Raw genomic sequence first — 18,719 nt, forward strand, 5'->3', positions numbered from 1 at the left:
TCTCGTTATCAAAGTTTGGTCAAAGACAGGCCAGCCCACGTCGCGAGCAGCCCGCCGAATACGCTGAGTGCCGCATAGCCCAGGGCCAGCGGCACTTGCCCGCTTTCCAGCAGGCGCACCGTATCCAGTGAAAAGGATGAAAAAGTCGTCAGCCCCCCGAGGAAGCCGACCATCAACCCGGCACGCACCTCGATCGGCACCTCCGGGCGTATCAAAAACAGGCCGTACAACACGCCAATCAACAGACAGCCCACGATATTAACGGCCAGCGTCGCGGTATAGAAGTGCCGCGGCCAATTGGCGTTGACCCAATTGCCGGTGGCGAAGCGCAACAAGGTGCCGGCGACACCGCCGACGGAGACCGCAACAATCAATGGAAGCACTATTTTCTCCGCTGCCGAGGGCTTAAACGGTCGAGTTGAGCGAGGTGGTTGAGCTTCTCGCCGATCTTCAATTCCAGGCCGCGCGGCACCGGTTGGTAGAACGGAATCGGTTCGAGCTCTTCCGGGAAATAGTCTTCGCCGGCGGCGTAAGCGTCCGGCTCATCATGGGCGTAGCGGTATTCGTCACCGTAGCCCAATTGTTTCATCAGTTTGGTCGGTGCGTTGCGCAAGTGCAGCGGCACTTCCAGCGAGCCGTTTTCAGCAGCGGCACGCAGAGCGGTTTTGAAGCCCATGTACACCGCATTGCTTTTCGGCGCGCAGGCAAGATAAGTAATGGCCTGGGCCACGGCCAACTCGCCTTCCGGACTGCCGAGGCGTTCCTGCACCTCCCACGCCGCGAGGCACAGGCTGAGGGCGCGCGGGTCGGCGTTGCCGATGTCTTCACTGGCCATGCGCACCACACGGCGGGCCAGGTACAGCGGATCGCAACCACCGTCGATCATCCGCGCAAACCAATACAGCGCGCCGTCGGGGTTGGAGCCGCGTACCGACTTGTGCAGCGCCGATATCTGGTCGTAGAACGCTTCGCCACCCTTGTCGAAACGTCGACGAGTATCGCCGAGCAGGCTTTGCAGCAGCTCGGTGCCGATTTCGCTGTTGTCTTCAGCAAGATCCGAGGCGTTTTCCAGCAGATTGAGCAGACGTCGGCCATCGCCATCGGCGGCGGACAGCAGCATTTGGAAGCCTTCGTCGTTAAGCGTCAGGTTGCGCTTGCCCAGCCCACGCTCTTCAGTGAGTGCGCGATGCACCAGTTTGCGCAGCGCCGCTTCGTCGAGGCTTTTCAGCACGTAGACGCGGGCCCGCGACAACAGAGCGTTGTTGAGCTCGAACGAAGGGTTTTCGGTGGTGGCGCCGATGAAGATCAGCGTGCCGTCTTCAACGTACGGCAGGAACGCGTCCTGCTGGGATTTGTTGAAACGGTGCACTTCATCGACGAACAGAATCGTGCGCTTGCCGTACTGGCCGGCCTGCTGCTTGGCGATTTCAACGGCCTGACGGATCTCCTTGACCCCGGCGAGCACCGCAGAGACCGTTTCGAAGTGCGCATCGGAGACTTCGGCGAGCAATCGTGCAAGGGTGGTTTTACCCACGCCCGGCGGGCCCCAGAAGATCATCGAATGCAGGGCACCCTGCTCCAGCGCCTCACGCAGAGGCTTGCCGCGAGCGAGCACGTGCTCCTGACCGACGTACTCATCCAGATTGGTCGCACGCAAACGCGCGGCCAGTGGCTGGGCAATCGGTGCACTGCGAAACAGATCCATCACGTAGCGTTGAAACCTCTATTTTGCCGATCATTGACCCTGTAGGAGTGAGCCTGCTCGCGATAGCGGTGGGTCAGACGATGAAGATGTGACTGACAAATCGAATCGCGAGCAGGCTCACTCCTACAAAGGGTTTCGTGTTTATTCCTGGATCACGTCAGCACCCTTGGGGATGTCGAACTTGAACTTGGACGGCGACACCGGCTCGTTGGCCTTGACCCCGGTAAACAGGATGTTGGTGCGCTGGCCGACGCTGTCGATCAGTTGCATATCGTTAAGCAGACCGTTGCGGAACGACAGACGCAGGTTGTCGAACAGGGTGTCCTTGGTTTTCGGCTTGAGGGTGAAGTCGATCACGCCGCCCGCCTCTTTCGCGCTGATGTCGAAGCTCTGGCTGATCTTCGACACATCACCGGACAGCAGCAGTGCCGGGGTCTGGGTCAGGCGCTCGTCGAGTTTCTTGATGGTCGCCTGTTCCAGATCCGGGTCCCACAGGGTGACTTTCTTGCCGTCGGAGACCATGGTCTGCTCGGCCGGCGCGTTGGTGTGCCAGTAGAACAGGCCCGGACGCTGCAGGGTCATGTTGCCGGTGGTTTCCTGCAACTGCGTGCCGCTGCCGTCGAGGGTCAGCTGCGAAAAGTTCGCGCTCAGGGTCTTGGATGTTTCCAGCAATTGGGTCAGACGCGCCACGTCCTTGTCATCGGCGTGGGCCGTGAGAGTGGTCAGCGCCAGTACTGGCAGCAGCATGCGGATAAGACGCATGGGAGTCCTCTTGAATACTCGTTGGGAGAGCGGCGGCACATCATTGTCCCGCCTCTTGCGTTTGCAATCAGTCGCGTACCGGGCCCGGGGCCAGGACTTCACGGGAACCGTTGGTGTTCATCGAGGTGACGACCCCGGCCATTTCCATGGCTTCGATCATCCGTGCGGCACGGTTGTAGCCGATCTTCAGCTTGCGCTGTACAGCGGAAATAGAGGCACGACGGCTTTCGAGTACGAACTGTACGGCTTCGTCATACAGCGCGTCGGCTTCCGGATCATCGCCATCGCCGCCACCGCTGCTGCCTTCAAAACCGCTGCCGGCTTCTTCGACACCGTTGAGGATGTCGTCGTTGTATTCCGGTGCGCCGCGCAGTTTCCACGCTTCGACCACCCGGTGTACTTCATCGTCGGAAACGAACGCACCGTGAACGCGGATCGGCAGGCTGGTGCCCGGTGGCATGTAGAGCATGTCACCGTGGCCGAGCAGTTGTTCGGCGCCACCCTGATCGATGATGGTTCGGGAGTCGATCTTGCTCGATACCTGGAACGCCATACGGGTCGGAATGTTGGCCTTGATCAGACCGGTGATCACGTCCACCGACGGCCGCTGGGTCGCGAGGATCAAGTGAATACCGGCCGCACGGGCCTTCTGGGCGATACGGGCGATCAGTTCTTCAACCTTCTTGCCGACAATCATCATCATGTCAGCGAATTCGTCGACCACTACAACGATGGTCGGCAGTTTTTGCAGCAATGGTGCTTCGTCGTGGATGCTTTCGCGCTTGTACAGCGGATCGCTCAACGGCTCGCCGGCGTCCTGGGCTTCCTTGACCTTGGCGTTGAAGCCGGACAGGTTACGCACGCCCATCTTCGCCATCAGCTTGTAACGGCGCTCCATCTCGGCAACGCTCCAGCGCAGGGCGTTGGCGGCGTCCTTCATGTCGGTCACAACCGGGCAAAGCAAATGCGGAATGCCTTCGTAGATCGACAGTTCCAGCATTTTCGGGTCGATCATGATCAGCTTGGCGTCTTCCGGGCCGGACTTGAACAGGATCGACAGGATCATCGCGTTCACACCCACCGACTTACCGGAACCGGTCGTACCGGCCACCAGCAAGTGCGGCATCTTCGCCAGGTCAGTGATTACCGGTTTACCACCGATATCGTGACCGAGTGCCAGGGTGACCGGCGATTTGAAGTTGTCGTACTCAGGCGTCGACAGCACTTCGGAGAAGCGCACGATCTGCCGGTCTTCGTTGGGAATCTCGATACCGACGGTGGTCTTGCCCGGAATCACCTCGACCACACGTACGCTGGTCACGGCCAGGGAGCGTGCAAGGTCTTTGGCCAGGTTGGCGATGCGGCTGACCTTTACCCCGGCGGCAGGCTGGATTTCGTAACGGGTAATCACCGGGCCAGGATGGATCGAATCCACCGTGACTTCGACGCCGAACTCCTTGAGCTTGATCTCGAGCAAATGGCCGACTGCCGCCAGGGATTCCGGTGAGTAATTGAGTTGTTTCTTTTCCGCAGGATCGAGAATCGAGATCGGCGGCAACGTGCCTTCCACGGCGCTGTCGACGAACAACGGCACCTGTTTCTCTTTCTGCACGCGTTTGCTTGGCTCAGGCGCTTTGGCTGGAGCTGGCGCAATGACCGGCGGAACTTGTTTCTCGCGATCGGACATGTGCTTGCTGAGGGCTTGCTCACGTTCGATCAGGCGTTCTTTGACTTTGGCCTGCTCACGTTTGTCGGTGACCGTCGGCGCGACCACGTCATGCACACGATCATCGACTTCACGCAGTTGCGCGACCAGTTGCTTGCGCTCGGTACGCGCCGACCACCAGCGATTGAGCGCGCCCTGGAACAGCTCGAACAGATCGAGGGTGATCTTGCCGGTGATGTCCATCACCTTGAACCACGACAGGTCGGTGAACACCGTCAGGCCGAACAGGAATAGCGCGATGAACAACAGCGTGCTGCCCTGAATGTTCAGCGCGTTTTTCGCCAGATTGCCGAGGCTTTCGCCCAACGCGCCACCGGCCCCCGCTGGCAGACCCGACGCTGCATGGAAATGCAGATGTGCCAGCGCCGCGCCGGACAGCACCAGAAACACCAAACCGATCAGGCGCCAGGAAAACAGCCAGCCGCTCCACTGCCACGGCTCGTGGCGCTGGCGAAAGATCTGGTAGGCCTTGATCGCCAGCAGCAACGGGAAGATATAAGCGAAATAACCCAGCACCATGAACAGGATGTCAGCGCTGTAGGAGCCCGCCGGGCCGCCGAAATTCTGTACATCGTCGATCTTGCTGTTGTGGCTCCAGCCCGGATCGTCCTTGCCGTAGGTCAGCAAAGCCATCATCAGGAACAGGCACAAGGCGCCAATGGCGATCAATGCACCTTCCTTGAGCCGGTAGTGCAATTGTTGGCGCCAGAGCGGAACGACTGTTTTTGGTGCTTCGGTGGATTTCTTCAAAACGCTTCTTTTCCTGCGCCCGAGGCGCGTCCATCTATTGAATGACGATAAAAAACTGCCCAATCCAGGCAGGTAAAAAAGTGAACGAGCGCAACTGAGACTACTTTTAACACTGTGCTGCCGGTTTTATAAACACAGCCATGAATACAGCGCACCGCGAATATTCTGTAACAGCCCGGCATTGTACGGGTTTGTGCGTCCGATGCCATGCTTCAAACCCCAGGATCAAGCATAGTCAAGCACACAAGACCTGTGGGCCAATTTGAGCATGCATTACCTTTTGTGACAAAGGCTTATGAGGGGTATTTGATGAACGTAGCGAAGCATTCACGCCTGATCATCCTCGGCTCCGGCCCGGCCGGTTACAGCGCTGCCGTGTATGCCGCCCGCGCCAACCTCAAACCCGTGGTGATTACCGGCCTGCAGGCCGGTGGCCAGCTCACCACCACCGTCGAGGTCGACAACTGGCCCGGCGACGTCGAAGGCCTCACCGGCCCGGTGCTGATGGAGCGCATGCAGAAGCACGCCGAACGCTTTGCCACAGAGATCGTTTACGACCACATCCACACCGCCAAGTTGCAGCAGCGCCCGTTCGAGCTTATTGGCGACAGCGGCACTTACACCTGCGATGCGCTGATCATCGCCACCGGCGCCTCGGCGCAATACCTGGGGCTGCCTTCGGAAGAAGCCTTCGCCGGCAAAGGGGTTTCTGCCTGCGCGACCTGTGACGGCTTTTTCTATCGCAATCAGGTGGTCGCCGTGGTCGGCGGCGGCAATACGGCGGTTGAGGAAGCACTGTACCTGTCGAACATCGCCAAGGAGGTGCACCTGATCCATCGCCGCGACAAACTGCGTTCGGAGAAAATCCTCCAGGACAAACTGTTCGAGAAAGCCGCCAACGGCAACGTACGCCTGCACTGGAACCAGAATCTCGACGAAGTACTCGGCGATGCCAGCGGGGTCACCGGCGCGCGACTGCGTGACAGCCATACCGGCGAAACCCGCGAACTGGCACTGGCCGGCGTCTTCATCGCCATTGGCCACAAACCCAACACCGACCTGTTTCAAGGCCAGTTGTCGATGCGCGACGGCTATTTGCAGGTCAAGGGCGGCAGTGACGGCGACGCGACCTCCACCGGGATTCCCGGGGTGTTTGCCGCCGGCGACGTGGCCGACCACGTTTATCGTCAGGCGGTGACGTCGGCAGGCGCCGGCTGCATGGCCGCGCTCGATGCCGAGAAGTATCTGGACGACATTCCTGTCATTTAACGGCACACTTTATTGCGGGCCGAACAGCCCGCACCGCCCTCCCCTTCTGCAAGCCTGGATGCCATGCTGACTTGGTTACAACGTAATTCACTGACTTTTCCACCGCTGGAAAAGGCCATGCGCGACCCCAACGGATTGCTCGCCGCTGGTGGCGATCTGTCGGCCGATCGGCTGATTCAAGCGTATCGCCATGGCTGCTTTCCGTGGTTTTCCGAGGGCCAGCCAATTCTCTGGTGGTCGCCGGATCCGCGCACGGTGTTGTTTCCCGACGAACTGCATGTTTCGCGCAGCCTCGGCAAATTACTGCGCCAGGAACGCTATCAAGTGACCTTTGATCAGGACTTCGATGCGGTAATCCGCGCCTGCGCCGCACCACGGGATTATGCCGACGGCACCTGGATCACCGAGGCGATGCAGGACGCCTACGTCGAACTGCATCGTCGCGGCTTCGCCCATTCGGTGGAGGTCTGGGACCAGGGAGAGCTGGTCGGCGGCCTGTATGGCCTGGCGATGGGCCAACTGTTTTTCGGCGAATCGATGTTCAGCCGCGCCGACAACGCCTCCAAATTCGGCTTTGCCACCCTGGTGCGCCATCTGCAAGACTCGGGATTCGTGCTGATCGATTGCCAGATGCCGACCGATCATCTGCACAGCCTCGGCGCCCGGGCGATTCCTCGTCAGCAATTCGCCGACTTTCTGGCAAATCACCTGGATCAACCCAATCGTGCCACCTGGGTTTGCTGAGCGACTTTTGCGCGCGTGGCTTACACTTAATTCACCAGCTTATCCCGAGGGTTGATCATGACCGAGTTGGCGCGTTTGAAGTTCTATGCCACTCAGCCTCACTCTTGCAGTTATCTGCCCGAGGAGCAGGCCACGACCCTGTTTCTCGATCCGAGTCAGCCCATGGATGTGCATGTCTACGCAGACCTGTCGGAAATGGGCTTTCGTCGCAGCGGCGATCATCTGTACCGCCCGCATTGCCAGAACTGCAATGCGTGCGTGCCTGCGCGCATCCCGGTAGCGCAGTTCACACCCAATCGCCAGCAGAAGCGGATTTTCAAACGCAATACGGATTTGCAGGTGCGCCCGGCCAAACCGCAGTTCAGCGAAGAATATTTCGATCTGTACCAGCGCTACATCGAACAACGCCACGCCGACGGCGACATGTACCCGCCAAGCCGTGATCAATTCTCGACTTTTCTGGTACGCGATCTGCCCTTCTCGCGCTTTTACGAGTTCCGACTCGACGGACGGTTGCTCGCCGTGGCGGTGACCGATTTACTGCCGAACGGTTTGTCGGCGGTATACACCTTCTACGAACCCGACGAAGAGCGCCGTAGTCTTGGCCGATTTGCCATTCTCTGGCAAATCGCCGAGGCACAGCGCCTCGGGCTTGAGGCGGTGTACCTCGGGTACTGGATCAAGAACTGCAAAAAGATGAACTACAAGACGCAATACCGACCCATCGAATTGCTGATTAATCAGCGCTGGGTCATCCTCAACTAAACCCAAGCCGTAAACCCCTTGGCGTAAACACCATTTTTCGGGCACAATGCACGCCGCTTTTGCCTGGCGCAGTTGCACCGGGCCATTCATTGGATACCGAGGGCTTTACTGCATGTCGAAAGAAGACAGCTTCGAAATGGAAGGCACTGTCGTCGACACCCTGCCCAACACCATGTTTCGTGTGGAGTTGGAAAATGGGCACGTCGTAACCGCGCATATTTCCGGCAAGATGCGCAAGAACTACATTCGTATTCTTACCGGTGACAAAGTGCGCGTCGAGCTGACGCCCTATGACTTGAGCAAAGGGCGCATTACTTACCGCGCTCGTTAATCAAGTCAATACAGAACGCCCGGTTTATGCCGGGCGTTTTTGTGTCTGCGCTTTGTTGGTTTTGTGTGTATATCCGTTTCTGCGGGTGTTGCCGCTGGCGGTTTCGCTCTTACAGCGACTCACTTTTCCAGACGCCGAAAAGTAAGCAAAAGGCTTTGCCCCTGGCGTACGGCACTTCGCTTAGGCTCAGTGTTCCCTCGCTACGGTGTCCATCCGGGGGCATCGCCTACGGTTTGCTTCGCTGCACCTCCTCTCGATGTATGCGGCTACGCCGCACGGCGCTGCGCGCCTACCCCCCGGATGAACACCTACGCTCGGCCTGCCGATGGGGCAAAAGATCAAAAGCCAAAGCAAGATCAAGTGCCAGATCAAGAGCCCCTCACCCTAGCCCTCTCCCGGAGGGAGAGGGGACTGACGGTGGTGTTTGGGAGAGTTACGCCGACGTGCGATACCGCGTTGAACTCAGATATTGAAAAGCACACAAACCGGCCCCCCTCTTCCTCGGGAGAGGGCTGGGGTGAGGGGAAGCACCACCACAAATCCAAAGCCGACCACGCCCCGCTCTTCACCACTCAATAGGCCGAGTGTCAGCTCGCCTGCTCTTGATCTTGATCCACGGGCGACGTCGGAAGGCTGAGTGGAGGGATTGATCCGGGCGTGGGAGCGCAGCGACCGTTTGGCGCAGCCAAACACAGCGAGAGGAGGTGCAGCGAAGCAAACCGTAGGCGCTGCGCCCGGATCGATCCCGGAGCGAAGGAACCCCGAGCCCCAGCGAGCGGGCCGCACGCAGGAGCAAGCGTTTTTTGCTTACTTTTTTTGGCGCTTGAAAAAAAGTGAGTCGCCGTAAGGGCGAAACCGTAATAAGCCATCACCGCAGCAACGGATATTCACCCAAAAACCCCAAACAACAAATAACAAAAAGGCGCCCGAAGGCGCCCTCTTGATCCAAGGCCATCAGGCCATTTCTGCGGTGGTCTCGAAGTCAAACGTCAACTCACCATCCTTGATGTCGATGTGAACCACACCGCCATGCTCGGCCAGCTCGCCAAACAGAATCTCCTCCGCCAACGGACGCTTGATCTTGTCCTGGATCAGACGCGCCATCGGACGCGCCCCCATCGCCGAGTCATAACCACCCGCCGCCAGCCAACTACGCGCCGCATCAGTGACCTCAAGCAGCACACGCTTGTCTTCCAGCTGCGCCTGAAGCTCCGTAAGGAACTTGTCCACCACACTTTTGATAACCTCATGACTGAGGCGACCAAACTGGATAATGGTGTCCAGACGGTTACGGAACTCCGGCGTGAAGCTCTTCTTGATCACTTCCATCGCATCAGACGAGTGATCCTGATGGGTGAAACCGATCGAAGCGCGAGCAGCCGTCTCGGCACCAGCGTTGGTGGTCATGATCACGATCACGTTGCGGAAGTCCGCCTTGCGCCCGTTGTTGTCGGTCAACGTACCGTGATCCATCACCTGCAGCAGCAGGTTGAAGACTTCCGGATGCGCCTTCTCGATTTCATCGAGCAGCAATACGCAGTGCGGCTGCTTGGTGATCGCTTCGGTCAACAGACCGCCCTGATCAAAGCCGACATACCCCGGAGGCGCACCGATCAGACGCGATACGGTGTGACGCTCCATGTATTCGGACATGTCGAAGCGAACCAGCTCAATCCCCAACGCCTTGGCCAGTTGCCGCGCAGCCTCGGTTTTACCAACACCGGTCGGGCCTGCGAACAGGAACGAACCGACGGGCTTGTCAGGCGACTTCAGGCCGGCACGCGACAGCTTGATCGCAGTCGACAGCGAATCGATGGCCGCGTCCTGACCAAACACCGTCAACTTCAGGTCACGCTCCAGATTACGCAGCAGCTCCTTGTCGGAACTGGTGACGTGCTTAGGCGGAATCCGCGCGATTTTCGCGACGATGTCTTCAACCTGTGGCACTTCGATGCGCTTCACACGTTTTTCTACCGGTTGCAGACGCTGGTAGGCGCCCGCCTCGTCGATCACGTCGATGGCCTTGTCCGGCATATGCCGATCATTGATGTAGCGCGAGGCCAGTTCAGCAGCGGCGCGCAACGACTCATCGCTGTATTCGATGTTGTGGTGCTGCTCGAAACGCCCTTTCAGGCCGCGCAGAATACCGATGGTGTCTTCCACCGACGGTTCGACAACATCAACCTTCTGGAATCGACGTGCCAAGGCACGATCTTTCTCGAAAATGCCGCGAAATTCCTGGAACGTGGTCGAGCCGATGCAGCGAATGTCGCCAGACGACAGCAGCGGTTTGAGCAGGTTCGAGGCATCCATTACGCCACCGGACGCAGCGCCGGCACCGATGATGGTGTGGATCTCGTCGATGAACAGGATCGCCTGCGGACGTTTTTTCAATTCATTGAGCAACGCCTTGAAGCGCTTCTCGAAATCACCGCGATACTTGGTGCCCGCGAGCAGGGCACCGAGGTCGAGGGAGTAAACAACGCTGTTGGCCAACAGATCCGGCACCTGGTTGTCTACAATGCGCTTGGCCAGGCCTTCGGCAATCGCGGTTTTACCCACGCCTGCTTCACCAACCAGCAGCGGATTGTTCTTGCGTCGACGCGCGAGAATCTGCGCGACACGCTCGACTTCCGACTCACGGCCGACCAGCGGATCTATTCGACCCTGACGCGCGAGTTCGTTGAGGTTGCTGGCATAAGCATCCAGAGGATTGCCTGAAGAAGAAGACTCACCGCCCTCGTCGTCCTGCATATCTTGTTCACCTTCAGAGTGATCGCCATGCCCCGGCACTTTGGAAATGCCGTGTGCGATGTAATTGACGACATCGATGCGCGCAACGCTCTGCTGTTTCAGCAGGAACACTGCCTGACTCTCTTGCTCACTGAAGATGGCAACCAGCACGTTAGCGCCGGTTACTTCGCGTTTGCCCGAGCTCTGTACGTGGAAAACAGCACGTTGCAGTACACGCTGGAAGCCCAGGGTTGGCTGGGTTTCGCGATCTTCGTCATGAACGGGGATCAATGGCGTGGTGGAGTCGATGAACTCCTGCAGGTCATGCTTGAGTTTGTCGAGGTTTGCGCCGCAGGCACGCAAAACGGTGGCGGCAGCCTCATTGTCCAATAGGGCCAGCAAAAGGTGTTCGACGGTCATGAATTCATGACGTTTCGAACGAGCCTCCTTGAAGGCTAGATTGAGGGTGACTTCGAGCTCGCGGTTTAACATAGCTTCACCTCATACCCAAGTGGTCGGCGATTAACCGTCCTTCTCGATTTCACAGAGTAGCGGATGCTGGCTTTCCCTGGCGTACTGGTTGACCTGCATGGCCTTTGTCTCGGCGATGTCGCGGGTAAACACTCCACATACTGCCCGTCCTTCTGTGTGGACGGCCAGCATGACCTTGGTCGCCAGCTCGCGATTCAGGTTAAAAAACACCTCGAGCACTTCGACGACGAAATCCATCGGTGTGTAGTCATCGTTGAACAAAACCACCTTGTACATCGGCGGCGCCTGTAACGCAGGCTTTGCTTCCTGAACAGCAACGCCTGCCGAATCGTCGTCGTGCTCCTCTGGAAGATCCTTTTGGAGAAGCGGGCGATCCTGATTGAATGTTAGTCGAATCTGGCTGATTGCATGCATGGAAAGAAAGGTTCGTCAGTTGTGCAAATACAGTGGTGGGGGCGGTTGTCCACGTTTTCAACTCCGACTGCCCGGTCACCTTGACTATCGGGAAAACGGTGTTACAACCAATAGAGCCCACAGTGGGTAAAAAAGATCCGCGGAGTCAATCCTTTTAACGGATCAGATTGCGGATGAATTGGATGATACTCCAGCGATGGAGTCTGTTGCAGAGGGATTTGAGCATGGCTGTCGGCAAGGTGAAATGGTTCAACAATGCCAAGGGATTCGGCTTTATCAATACCGAAGCCCGCGAAGGCCGCGATGAGGATGGCAAAGATATTGATTTCTTTGCGCACTACTCCGCCATTGAGATGGACGGGTATAAAACCCTGAAAGCGGGTCAGGCAGTGAAATTCGAGATCGTGCAAGGCCCCAAAGGCCTTCACGCGGTGAAAATCTGCTCGGCAGACGTGGTCAACGAAGCGACCCCGGCCGCCCCCGCAGCGCAAACGGTATCCAGCTGACGCCTCAGAACCTTCAGCCATAAAAAAACCGCCTGCCTCAATTCATCGAGGCAGGCGGTTTTTTATGTGCCCGCGTTTTACATATGCGAAATCAACGCATCCCCAAAGCCCGAAGACGAAACCAGCTTGGCCCCGTCCATCAGACGTTCGAAGTCATAGGTCACAGTCTTGGCACCAATGGCGCCGTTGGTGCCCTTGATGATCAGATCCGCCGCTTCGGTCCAGCCCATGTGGCGCAGCATCATCTCGGCCGAGAGAATCAGCGAACCCGGGTTGACCTGATCCTTGCCGGCGTACTTCGGCGCAGTACCGTGAGTCGCTTCAAACATCGCCACGGTGTCGGACAGGTTGGCACCCGGCGCGATACCGATACCGCCCACTTCCGCCGCCAAAGCGTCGGAGAGGTAGTCGCCGTTCAGGTTCAGGGTCGCGATCACATCGTATTCGGCCGGGCGCAGCAGGATCTGCTGAAGCATGGCGTCAGCGATGGCGTCTTTGACCACAACATTCTTGCCGGTTTTCGGGTTTTTGAACTGCATCCACGGGCCGCCGTCGAGCAGGGTCGCGCCGAATTCTTCAGCGGCCACTTCGTAGGCCCACTCTTTGAAGGCACCTTCGGTGAACTTCATGATGTTGCCTTTGTGCACGATGGTCAGCGAATCGCGATCGTTATCGACTACATATTGCAGAGCCTTGCGCGCCAGGCGCTTGGTGCCTTCCAGCGAAACCGGCTTGACGCCGATGCCGCAGTTTTCGTCGAAACGGATCTTGGTGACGCCCATTTCTTCTTTAAGGAATTTGATGACTTTGGTGGCTTCCGGCGAACCGGCCTTCCACTCAATGCCCGCATAGATGTCTTCGGAGTTCTCGCGGAAAATGGTCATGTCGACGTCGCCAGGCTTTTTCACCGGGCTTGGTACGCCTTCGAACCAGCGCACCGGGCGCAGGCAGACGTACAGGTCGAGTTGTTGACGCAGGGCCACGTTCAGCGAGCGGATGCCGCCACCGACCGGGGTGGTCAGCGGGCCTTTGATGGAAACCACGTAATCCTTGACTGCATCGAGGGTTTCCTGAGGCAGCCAGGTGTCCTGATCGTAAACCTGAGTGGCTTTTTCCCCGGCGTAGACTTCCATCCAGGAAATCTTGCGCTTACCGCCGTATGCCTTTTGAACTGCAGCATCGACAACCTTGATCATCACCGGACTGATGTCGACACCAATGCCGTCACCTTCGATGAAGGGGATGATCGGGTTATCAGGAACATTGAGAGAATGGTCTGCATTGACGGTGATTTTGTCGCCGACGGCTGGAACCTGAATCTTCTTGTAACCCATGCTGAACTCCATTGTTTGGATTGAACACCTGGCTTGGTTCGAGCGTAACCCAGTTAAATCAACACGCAAACCCTCTGTTCGTGGCGCGGCTACATCTCGTTTCGTACAAGCCTGAAAGCAAAGGGAAAAGCGCCAAACTCAAGCATTCGCGACGACTCTACGCCCGACCCCGCCCTGCGACCTTTAGACCAATGGACGAGAATCGTTGCATATGAACCATCGGCAGATTGCCAGCTACCTATGTATAATGCCGCCCGCTGACCACAGGGTCACGACGGCTGGCCTCTCTAGCACGAGACTTTCCGCCTGATTGGTCGGGTTGTTACCGCAGCCTGACTGCTTGACGCTCTACTGATGCACCCAACATCACCGCGAAGAATCTCGACATTCGGTTCATGGATGACTTTGAACGAACGCGCTTACCCGGCGCCCCTCGAGTTTCTGCGCACGCTTTAGCAAAGAAGAGAGAGTTAATCCGAATATGCCCACCCGCTCGAAGATCATCTATACCTTCACCGACGAAGCTCCAGCCCTCGCCACCTATTCCCTGCTGCCGATCATCGAGGCGTACACCGCTTCGGCCGATATCGCCGTGGAAACCCGCGATATCTCTCTTGCAGCACGTATTCTGGCCAGCTTCCCCGAGCAACTGGGCGACAAAGCCGTAGCCGACCACCTCGCCGAACTGGGCGACCTGGCCGTTACGCCTGAAGCCAACATCATCAAGCTGCCGAACATCAGCGCTTCGGTGCCACAGCTGCAAGCCGCGATCAAAGAGCTGCAAGCTCAGGGTTACAACCTGCCGGACTACCCGGAAACCGTGACCAGCGACGCTGACAAAGACGCCAAGGCGCGTTACGACAAGGTCAAGGGCAGCGCCGTGAACCCGGTTCTGCGCGAAGGCAACTCCGACCGTCGCGCACCGCTGTCGGTGAAGAACTATGCGCGCAAGCACCCGCACAAAATGGGCGCCTGGGCCAAAGACTCCAAGTCCCACGTCGCTCACATGAGCACCGGCGATTTCTACGGCAGCGAAAAAGCTGCCCTGATCGACGCCGCTGACGCCGTGAAGATCGAGCTGATCGCCAAGGACGGTACCGCTACCGTCCTGAAAGAAAAAACCACCGTTCAGGCCGGCGAGATCCTCGACTGCGCCGTGATGAGCAAAAACGCCCTGCGCGCGTTCATCGCTGCTGAAATCGAAAGTGCCAAGGCCCAGGGCGTGCTGCTCTCGGTTCACCTGAAAGCGACCATGATGAAGGTCTCCGACCCGATCATGTTCGGCCAGATCGTTGCCGAGTTCTATAAAGACGCCCTGACCAAGCACGCTGACGTGCTGGCCGAAATCGGCTTCAACCTGAACAACGGCATCGGCGATCTGTACGCGCGCATCAAGGCCCTGCCGGCTGAGCAGCAAGCTCAGATCGAAGCTGACATGGCCGCGGTCTACGCTGCTCGCCCATCGCTGGCGATGGTCAACTCCGACAAAGGCATCACCAACCTGCACGTGCCGAGCGACGTGATCGTCGACGCCTCGATGCCAGCGATGATCCGTGACTCCGGCAAAATGTGGGGCACCGACGGTCAGCTGCACGACACCAAGGCGGTCATCCCGGATCGTTGCTACGCGACCATCTACCAGGCTGTGATCGAAGATTGCAAAGCCAATGGCGCTTTCGACCCGACCACCATGGGCAGCGTGCCAAACGTTGGCCTGATGGCAAAGAAAGCCGAAGAGTACGGCTCGCACGACAAAACCTTCCAGATCAAGGCTGACGGCGTTGTTCGCGTCACCGACAGCAAGGGCAACCTGCTGATGGAACAGACTGTTGAAGCCGGCGACATCTTCCGCATGTGCCAGACCAAAGACGCGCCGATCCAGGACTGGGTCAAACTGGCCGTCAACCGTGCTCGCGCAAGCAGCACCCCGGCGATCTTCTGGCTGGACCCAATGCGCGCTCACGATGGCGTAGTGATCGAGAAAGTTCAGGCTTACCTGAAGGATCACGACACGGCCGGTCTGGACATCCAGATCATGGCACCGGTCGACGCGATGAAGTACACCCTGCAGCGCACCCGCGAAGGCAAGGACACCATTTCGGTGACCGGCAACGTACTGCGCGACTACCTGACCGACCTGTTCCCGATCATGGAACTGGGCACCAGCGCGAAGATGCTGTCGATCGTGCCGCTGATGAACGGCGGTGGCCTGTTCGAAACCGGCGCCGGCGGTTCGGCTCCGAAGCACGTGCAGCAACTGGTTGAAGAGAACTTCCTGCGCTGGGATTCGCTGGGCGAGTTCCTCGCACTGGCAGCGTCCCTTGAGCATCTGGGTGTGAACTACAACAACCCGAAAGCACTGGTACTGTCGAAAACCCTGGATCAGGCCACTGGCCAGTTCCTCGACAACAACAAGTCGCCATCGCGCAAAGTCGGCAACATCGACAACCGCGGAAGCCACTTCTACCTGGCGATGTACTGGGCTCAGGCCCTGGCCGCCCAGACTGAAGACGCTGCACTGCAAGCGCAATTCGCCACTCTGGCAAAAACCCTGACCGAGAACGAAGCAACCATCGTTGCCGAGCTCAACGCCGTTCAGGGCAAGCCAGTCGACATCGGCGGTTACTACCACGCCAATGCCGAGCTGATCAGCAAGGCCATGCGCCCAAGCGCAACCCTCAACGCGGCGATTGCTGCGCTGGTTTAAGGTTGTAAAGGGAACATCACAAACCCCGGCCTTGTGTCGGGGTTTGTGTTTCTGAATACAACACAAATCCCCTGTAGGAGTGAGCCTGCTCGCGATAGCGGTATACCATTCAACATTAATGGCGGCTGACACACCGCTATCGCGAGCAGGCTCACTCCTACATGGGATTGGGTTTCAACCAATAGATTGAGGAAGGTTTTATGGAATGGCTCCCCCACATCACCGTCGCCACCATCGTCGAGGACAACGGTCGCTTCCTGATGGTCGAAGAACACAAGGCCGGGCGTAATGTGCTCAACCAGCCCGCCGGCCATCTCGACCCGGACGAAACCCTGATCGATGCAGCCGTGCGCGAGACCCTCGAAGAAACCGGTTGGGACGTCGAACCCACCGGCGTCATCGGCATTTACCTGTACACCGCGCCGAGCAACGGCGTGACTTACCAGCGCGTGTGCTTCAGCGCCAAAGCCGTCAAACACCACCCGGATTATCAACTCGACGACGGCATCGTCGGTGCCAAGTGGCTGACCCGCGAAGAATTAATCGCCCAACGCGACAACTGGCGCAGTGAGCTGATCATCCGTTGCATCGACGATTATCTGGCCGGCCATCACTTCAGCCTCGAACTGATCCGCCCTTCTCTTTAGCCTTGAGGCCGCGAGCCTGCTAGAATCGCGTCCTTTTTCAAGACACTCATTGAATCCCTATGCGTGATCCAGCCCCTTCTGACACATCCAAGAAGCGCGTCATTGTCGGCATGTCCGGCGGCGTGGACTCTTCCGTTTCCGCTCTCCTGCTGATCGAGCAGGGTTACGAGGTGGAAGGCCTGTTCATGAAGAACTGGGAAGAAGACGACGGAACGGAATACTGCACCGCCATGGACGACCTGGCGGATGCTCAGGCTGTCTGCGACAAGATTGGCATCAAGCTGCACACCGCCAACTTCGCCGCCGAGTACTGGGACAACGTGTTCGAGCACTTTTTGGCCGAGTACAAGGCCGGACGCACGCCGAACCCGGACATCCTCTGCAACCGCGAGATCAAGTTCAAGGCGTTCCTCGACTACGCCATGATGCTCGGCGCCGACCTGATCGCCACCGGCCACTACGTGCGCCGCCGTGACATCGATGGCCGCACCGAACTGCTCAAAGGCCTCGATCCGAACAAGGATCAGAGCTACTTCCTGCACGCCGTCGGCGGTGAACAGATCGCCAAGACCCTGTTCCCGGTCGGCGAACTGGAAAAGCCGGAAGTGCGCGCAATTGCCGAGAAATACGAGCTGGCGACCGCCAAGAAGAAGGATTCCACCGGGATCTGCTTTATCGGCGAGCGTCGCTTCAGCGATTTCCTCAAGCAATACCTGCCAGCGCAACCGGGCGAGATCAAGACCACCGAAGGCGAAGTCATCGGCCGTCATCACGGTTTGATGTACCACACCATCGGTCAGCGCCAGGGCCTCGGTATCGGCGGTTTGAAAGACGCCGGCGACGAGCCTTGGTACGTGCTGCGCAAGGATCTCGACACCAACGAGCTGATCGTCGGCCAGGGCAACAACCATCCGTGGCTGTTCTCCGGCGCCCTGCTCGCTTCGGAAATCTATTGGGTCAACCCGATCGACCTGAGCCAACCGCTGCGCCTGACCGCCAAAGTGCGTTATCGCCAGAGCGATCAGGCCTGCACCCTGGAAAAAACCGCCAGCGGTTACCGCGCCGTGTTCGACGAACCGCAACGCGCGGTCACGCCGGGCCAATCGGTGGTTTTCTATGACGGTGAAATCTGCCTCGGTGGCGGCGTGATCGAAGTCGCCGAGCCGTGGAGCGGCCAGGCATGAGCCCGACTCAGGAACAACTGACGGCGCTGGGCGGCGTGTTTCTCGCCGCCGTGCTGGTCGACCGGATCGCCAAGACCGGCCAGACCAGCGAAGCTGGCCTTAGTTGCATGCTCGGCAGCCTGCTGGTGCGCGACCCGAAGGACACGCTGGACGTGTACGGTGGCGATGACCTCAATCTGCGCGAAGGCTATCGAGCGCTGATCGGTGCACTGGAACGCGACCCGAGCACGTTGCAACGCGAGCCACTGCGCTACGCCCTGTCGATGCTCGGCCTGGAGCGTCAACTGGCCAAGCGCAACGACATGCTCGACATCATCGGCAAGCGTTTGCCGCAGATCCAGTCGCAGGTCGAGCATTTCGGCCCGGCCCACGAAAACGTGGTCGCGGCTTGCGGCGCGCTGTATCAGGACACCCTGAGCACCCTGCGCCAACGCATTCAGGTGCACGGCGACATGCGCAACCTGCAGCAACCGAGCAACGCCTCGAAGATCCGCGCCCTGCTGCTTGCCGGCATCCGTTCAGCGCGCCTGTGGCGGCAGCTCGGCGGCCATCGCTGGCAGTTGGTGATCAGCCGGCGCAAGCTGCTCAAAGAGCTGTATCCGTTGATGCGCAGCGAGTAATTCGCCCTGCAATAAAAGCTTTGTAGTCTG

At 58.6% G+C, this 18,719-nt stretch carries 16 protein-coding genes; 9 read left to right on the forward strand and 7 right to left on the reverse strand.

The features are described from left to right. Positions 1 to 8: 8 nt before the first annotated feature. The 4 genes from crcB to PspS49_RS18585 all read right to left on the reverse strand — a co-directional run bounded on the left by crcB (position 9) and on the right by PspS49_RS18585 (position 4,943). A complete protein-coding gene (gene crcB / locus PspS49_RS18570; RefSeq protein ID WP_064390665.1) occupies positions 9 to 383 on the reverse strand; it encodes a fluoride efflux transporter CrcB in 375 nt (124 codons plus the stop codon). Beyond that, the gene (locus PspS49_RS18575; protein ID WP_064587012.1) at positions 383 to 1,705 is read right to left on the reverse strand and encodes a replication-associated recombination protein A; all 1,323 of its coding nucleotides are present in this window, start codon (positions 1,703 to 1,705) and stop codon (positions 383 to 385) included. Before PspS49_RS18575 ends, crcB begins: the two co-directional genes overlap by 1 nt. A gap of 141 nt (positions 1,706 to 1,846) precedes the next feature. Further along, on the reverse strand, positions 1,847 to 2,467 hold the full coding sequence (gene lolA / locus PspS49_RS18580) for an outer membrane lipoprotein chaperone LolA (protein ID WP_127928929.1): 621 nt from the start codon (positions 2,465 to 2,467) through the stop codon (positions 1,847 to 1,849). A gap of 67 nt (positions 2,468 to 2,534) precedes the next feature. After that, a complete protein-coding gene (locus tag PspS49_RS18585; protein WP_034155142.1) occupies positions 2,535 to 4,943 on the reverse strand; it encodes a DNA translocase FtsK in 2,409 nt (802 codons plus the stop codon). A gap of 309 nt (positions 4,944 to 5,252) precedes the next feature. On the opposite strand from PspS49_RS18585, the gene trxB reads away from it, so the two are divergent. The 4 genes from trxB to infA all read left to right on the forward strand — a co-directional run bounded on the left by trxB (position 5,253) and on the right by infA (position 8,052). Next, on the forward strand, positions 5,253 to 6,212 hold the full coding sequence (gene trxB, locus PspS49_RS18590; RefSeq protein WP_150775027.1) for a thioredoxin-disulfide reductase: 960 nt from the start codon (positions 5,253 to 5,255) through the stop codon (positions 6,210 to 6,212). A 63-nt stretch (positions 6,213 to 6,275) separates the two neighbouring features. Then, on the forward strand, positions 6,276 to 6,956 hold the full coding sequence (gene aat, locus PspS49_RS18595) for a leucyl/phenylalanyl-tRNA--protein transferase (RefSeq protein ID WP_150751088.1): 681 nt from the start codon (positions 6,276 to 6,278) through the stop codon (positions 6,954 to 6,956). Between the two features lie 57 nt (positions 6,957 to 7,013). Continuing rightward, positions 7,014 to 7,721, forward strand: a complete 708-nt coding sequence (locus PspS49_RS18600) for an arginyltransferase (RefSeq protein WP_110719379.1) — start codon at positions 7,014 to 7,016, stop codon at positions 7,719 to 7,721. 112 nt (positions 7,722 to 7,833) lie between these two features. Then, complete coding sequence (gene infA / locus PspS49_RS18605; protein WP_002553999.1) at positions 7,834 to 8,052, forward strand: translation initiation factor IF-1; 219 nt, start codon at positions 7,834 to 7,836, stop codon at positions 8,050 to 8,052. A gap of 954 nt (positions 8,053 to 9,006) precedes the next feature. Here the strand turns inward: infA and clpA are convergent. After that, on the reverse strand, positions 9,007 to 11,277 hold the full coding sequence (gene clpA / locus PspS49_RS18610) for an ATP-dependent Clp protease ATP-binding subunit ClpA (RefSeq protein WP_016987404.1): 2,271 nt from the start codon (positions 11,275 to 11,277) through the stop codon (positions 9,007 to 9,009). 30 nt (positions 11,278 to 11,307) lie between these two features. Next, a complete protein-coding gene (clpS, locus tag PspS49_RS18615; protein WP_016987405.1) occupies positions 11,308 to 11,691 on the reverse strand; it encodes an ATP-dependent Clp protease adapter ClpS in 384 nt (127 codons plus the stop codon). A 224-nt stretch (positions 11,692 to 11,915) separates the two neighbouring features. On the opposite strand from clpS, the gene PspS49_RS18620 reads away from it, so the two are divergent. Beyond that, positions 11,916 to 12,197, forward strand: a complete 282-nt coding sequence (locus tag PspS49_RS18620) for a cold shock domain-containing protein (protein ID WP_127928935.1) — start codon at positions 11,916 to 11,918, stop codon at positions 12,195 to 12,197. A 77-nt stretch (positions 12,198 to 12,274) separates the two neighbouring features. Here the strand turns inward: PspS49_RS18620 and icd are convergent, their stop codons facing one another. After that, positions 12,275 to 13,531, reverse strand: coding sequence for an NADP-dependent isocitrate dehydrogenase (gene icd / locus PspS49_RS18625; RefSeq protein WP_034155137.1), 1,257 nt, complete (start codon positions 13,529 to 13,531; stop codon positions 12,275 to 12,277). A gap of 481 nt (positions 13,532 to 14,012) precedes the next feature. Here icd and PspS49_RS18630 point away from each other — a divergent pair, with 481 nt between their 5' ends. The 4 genes from PspS49_RS18630 (at position 14,013) to hflD (ending at position 18,689) form a co-directional block, all read left to right on the forward strand. Further along, positions 14,013 to 16,238: an NADP-dependent isocitrate dehydrogenase gene (locus PspS49_RS18630; protein ID WP_127928937.1), complete on the forward strand. Its 2,226-nt coding sequence runs from the start codon at positions 14,013 to 14,015 to the stop codon at positions 16,236 to 16,238. A 200-nt stretch (positions 16,239 to 16,438) separates the two neighbouring features. Continuing rightward, positions 16,439 to 16,885: an NUDIX hydrolase gene (locus PspS49_RS18635; RefSeq protein WP_160040962.1), complete on the forward strand. Its 447-nt coding sequence runs from the start codon at positions 16,439 to 16,441 to the stop codon at positions 16,883 to 16,885. A 59-nt stretch (positions 16,886 to 16,944) separates the two neighbouring features. Then, positions 16,945 to 18,069, forward strand: coding sequence for a tRNA 2-thiouridine(34) synthase MnmA (gene mnmA / locus PspS49_RS18640; RefSeq protein WP_127928939.1), 1,125 nt, complete (start codon positions 16,945 to 16,947; stop codon positions 18,067 to 18,069). Beyond that, complete coding sequence (hflD, locus tag PspS49_RS18645) at positions 18,066 to 18,689, forward strand: high frequency lysogenization protein HflD (protein ID WP_127928941.1); 624 nt, start codon at positions 18,066 to 18,068, stop codon at positions 18,687 to 18,689. The genes mnmA and hflD overlap by 4 nt, the downstream gene beginning before the upstream one ends. Positions 18,690 to 18,719 lie beyond the last annotated feature (30 nt).

It is taken from the genome of Pseudomonas sp. S49, assembly GCF_009866785.1.
GTDB lineage: Bacteria > Pseudomonadota > Gammaproteobacteria > Pseudomonadales > Pseudomonadaceae > Aquipseudomonas.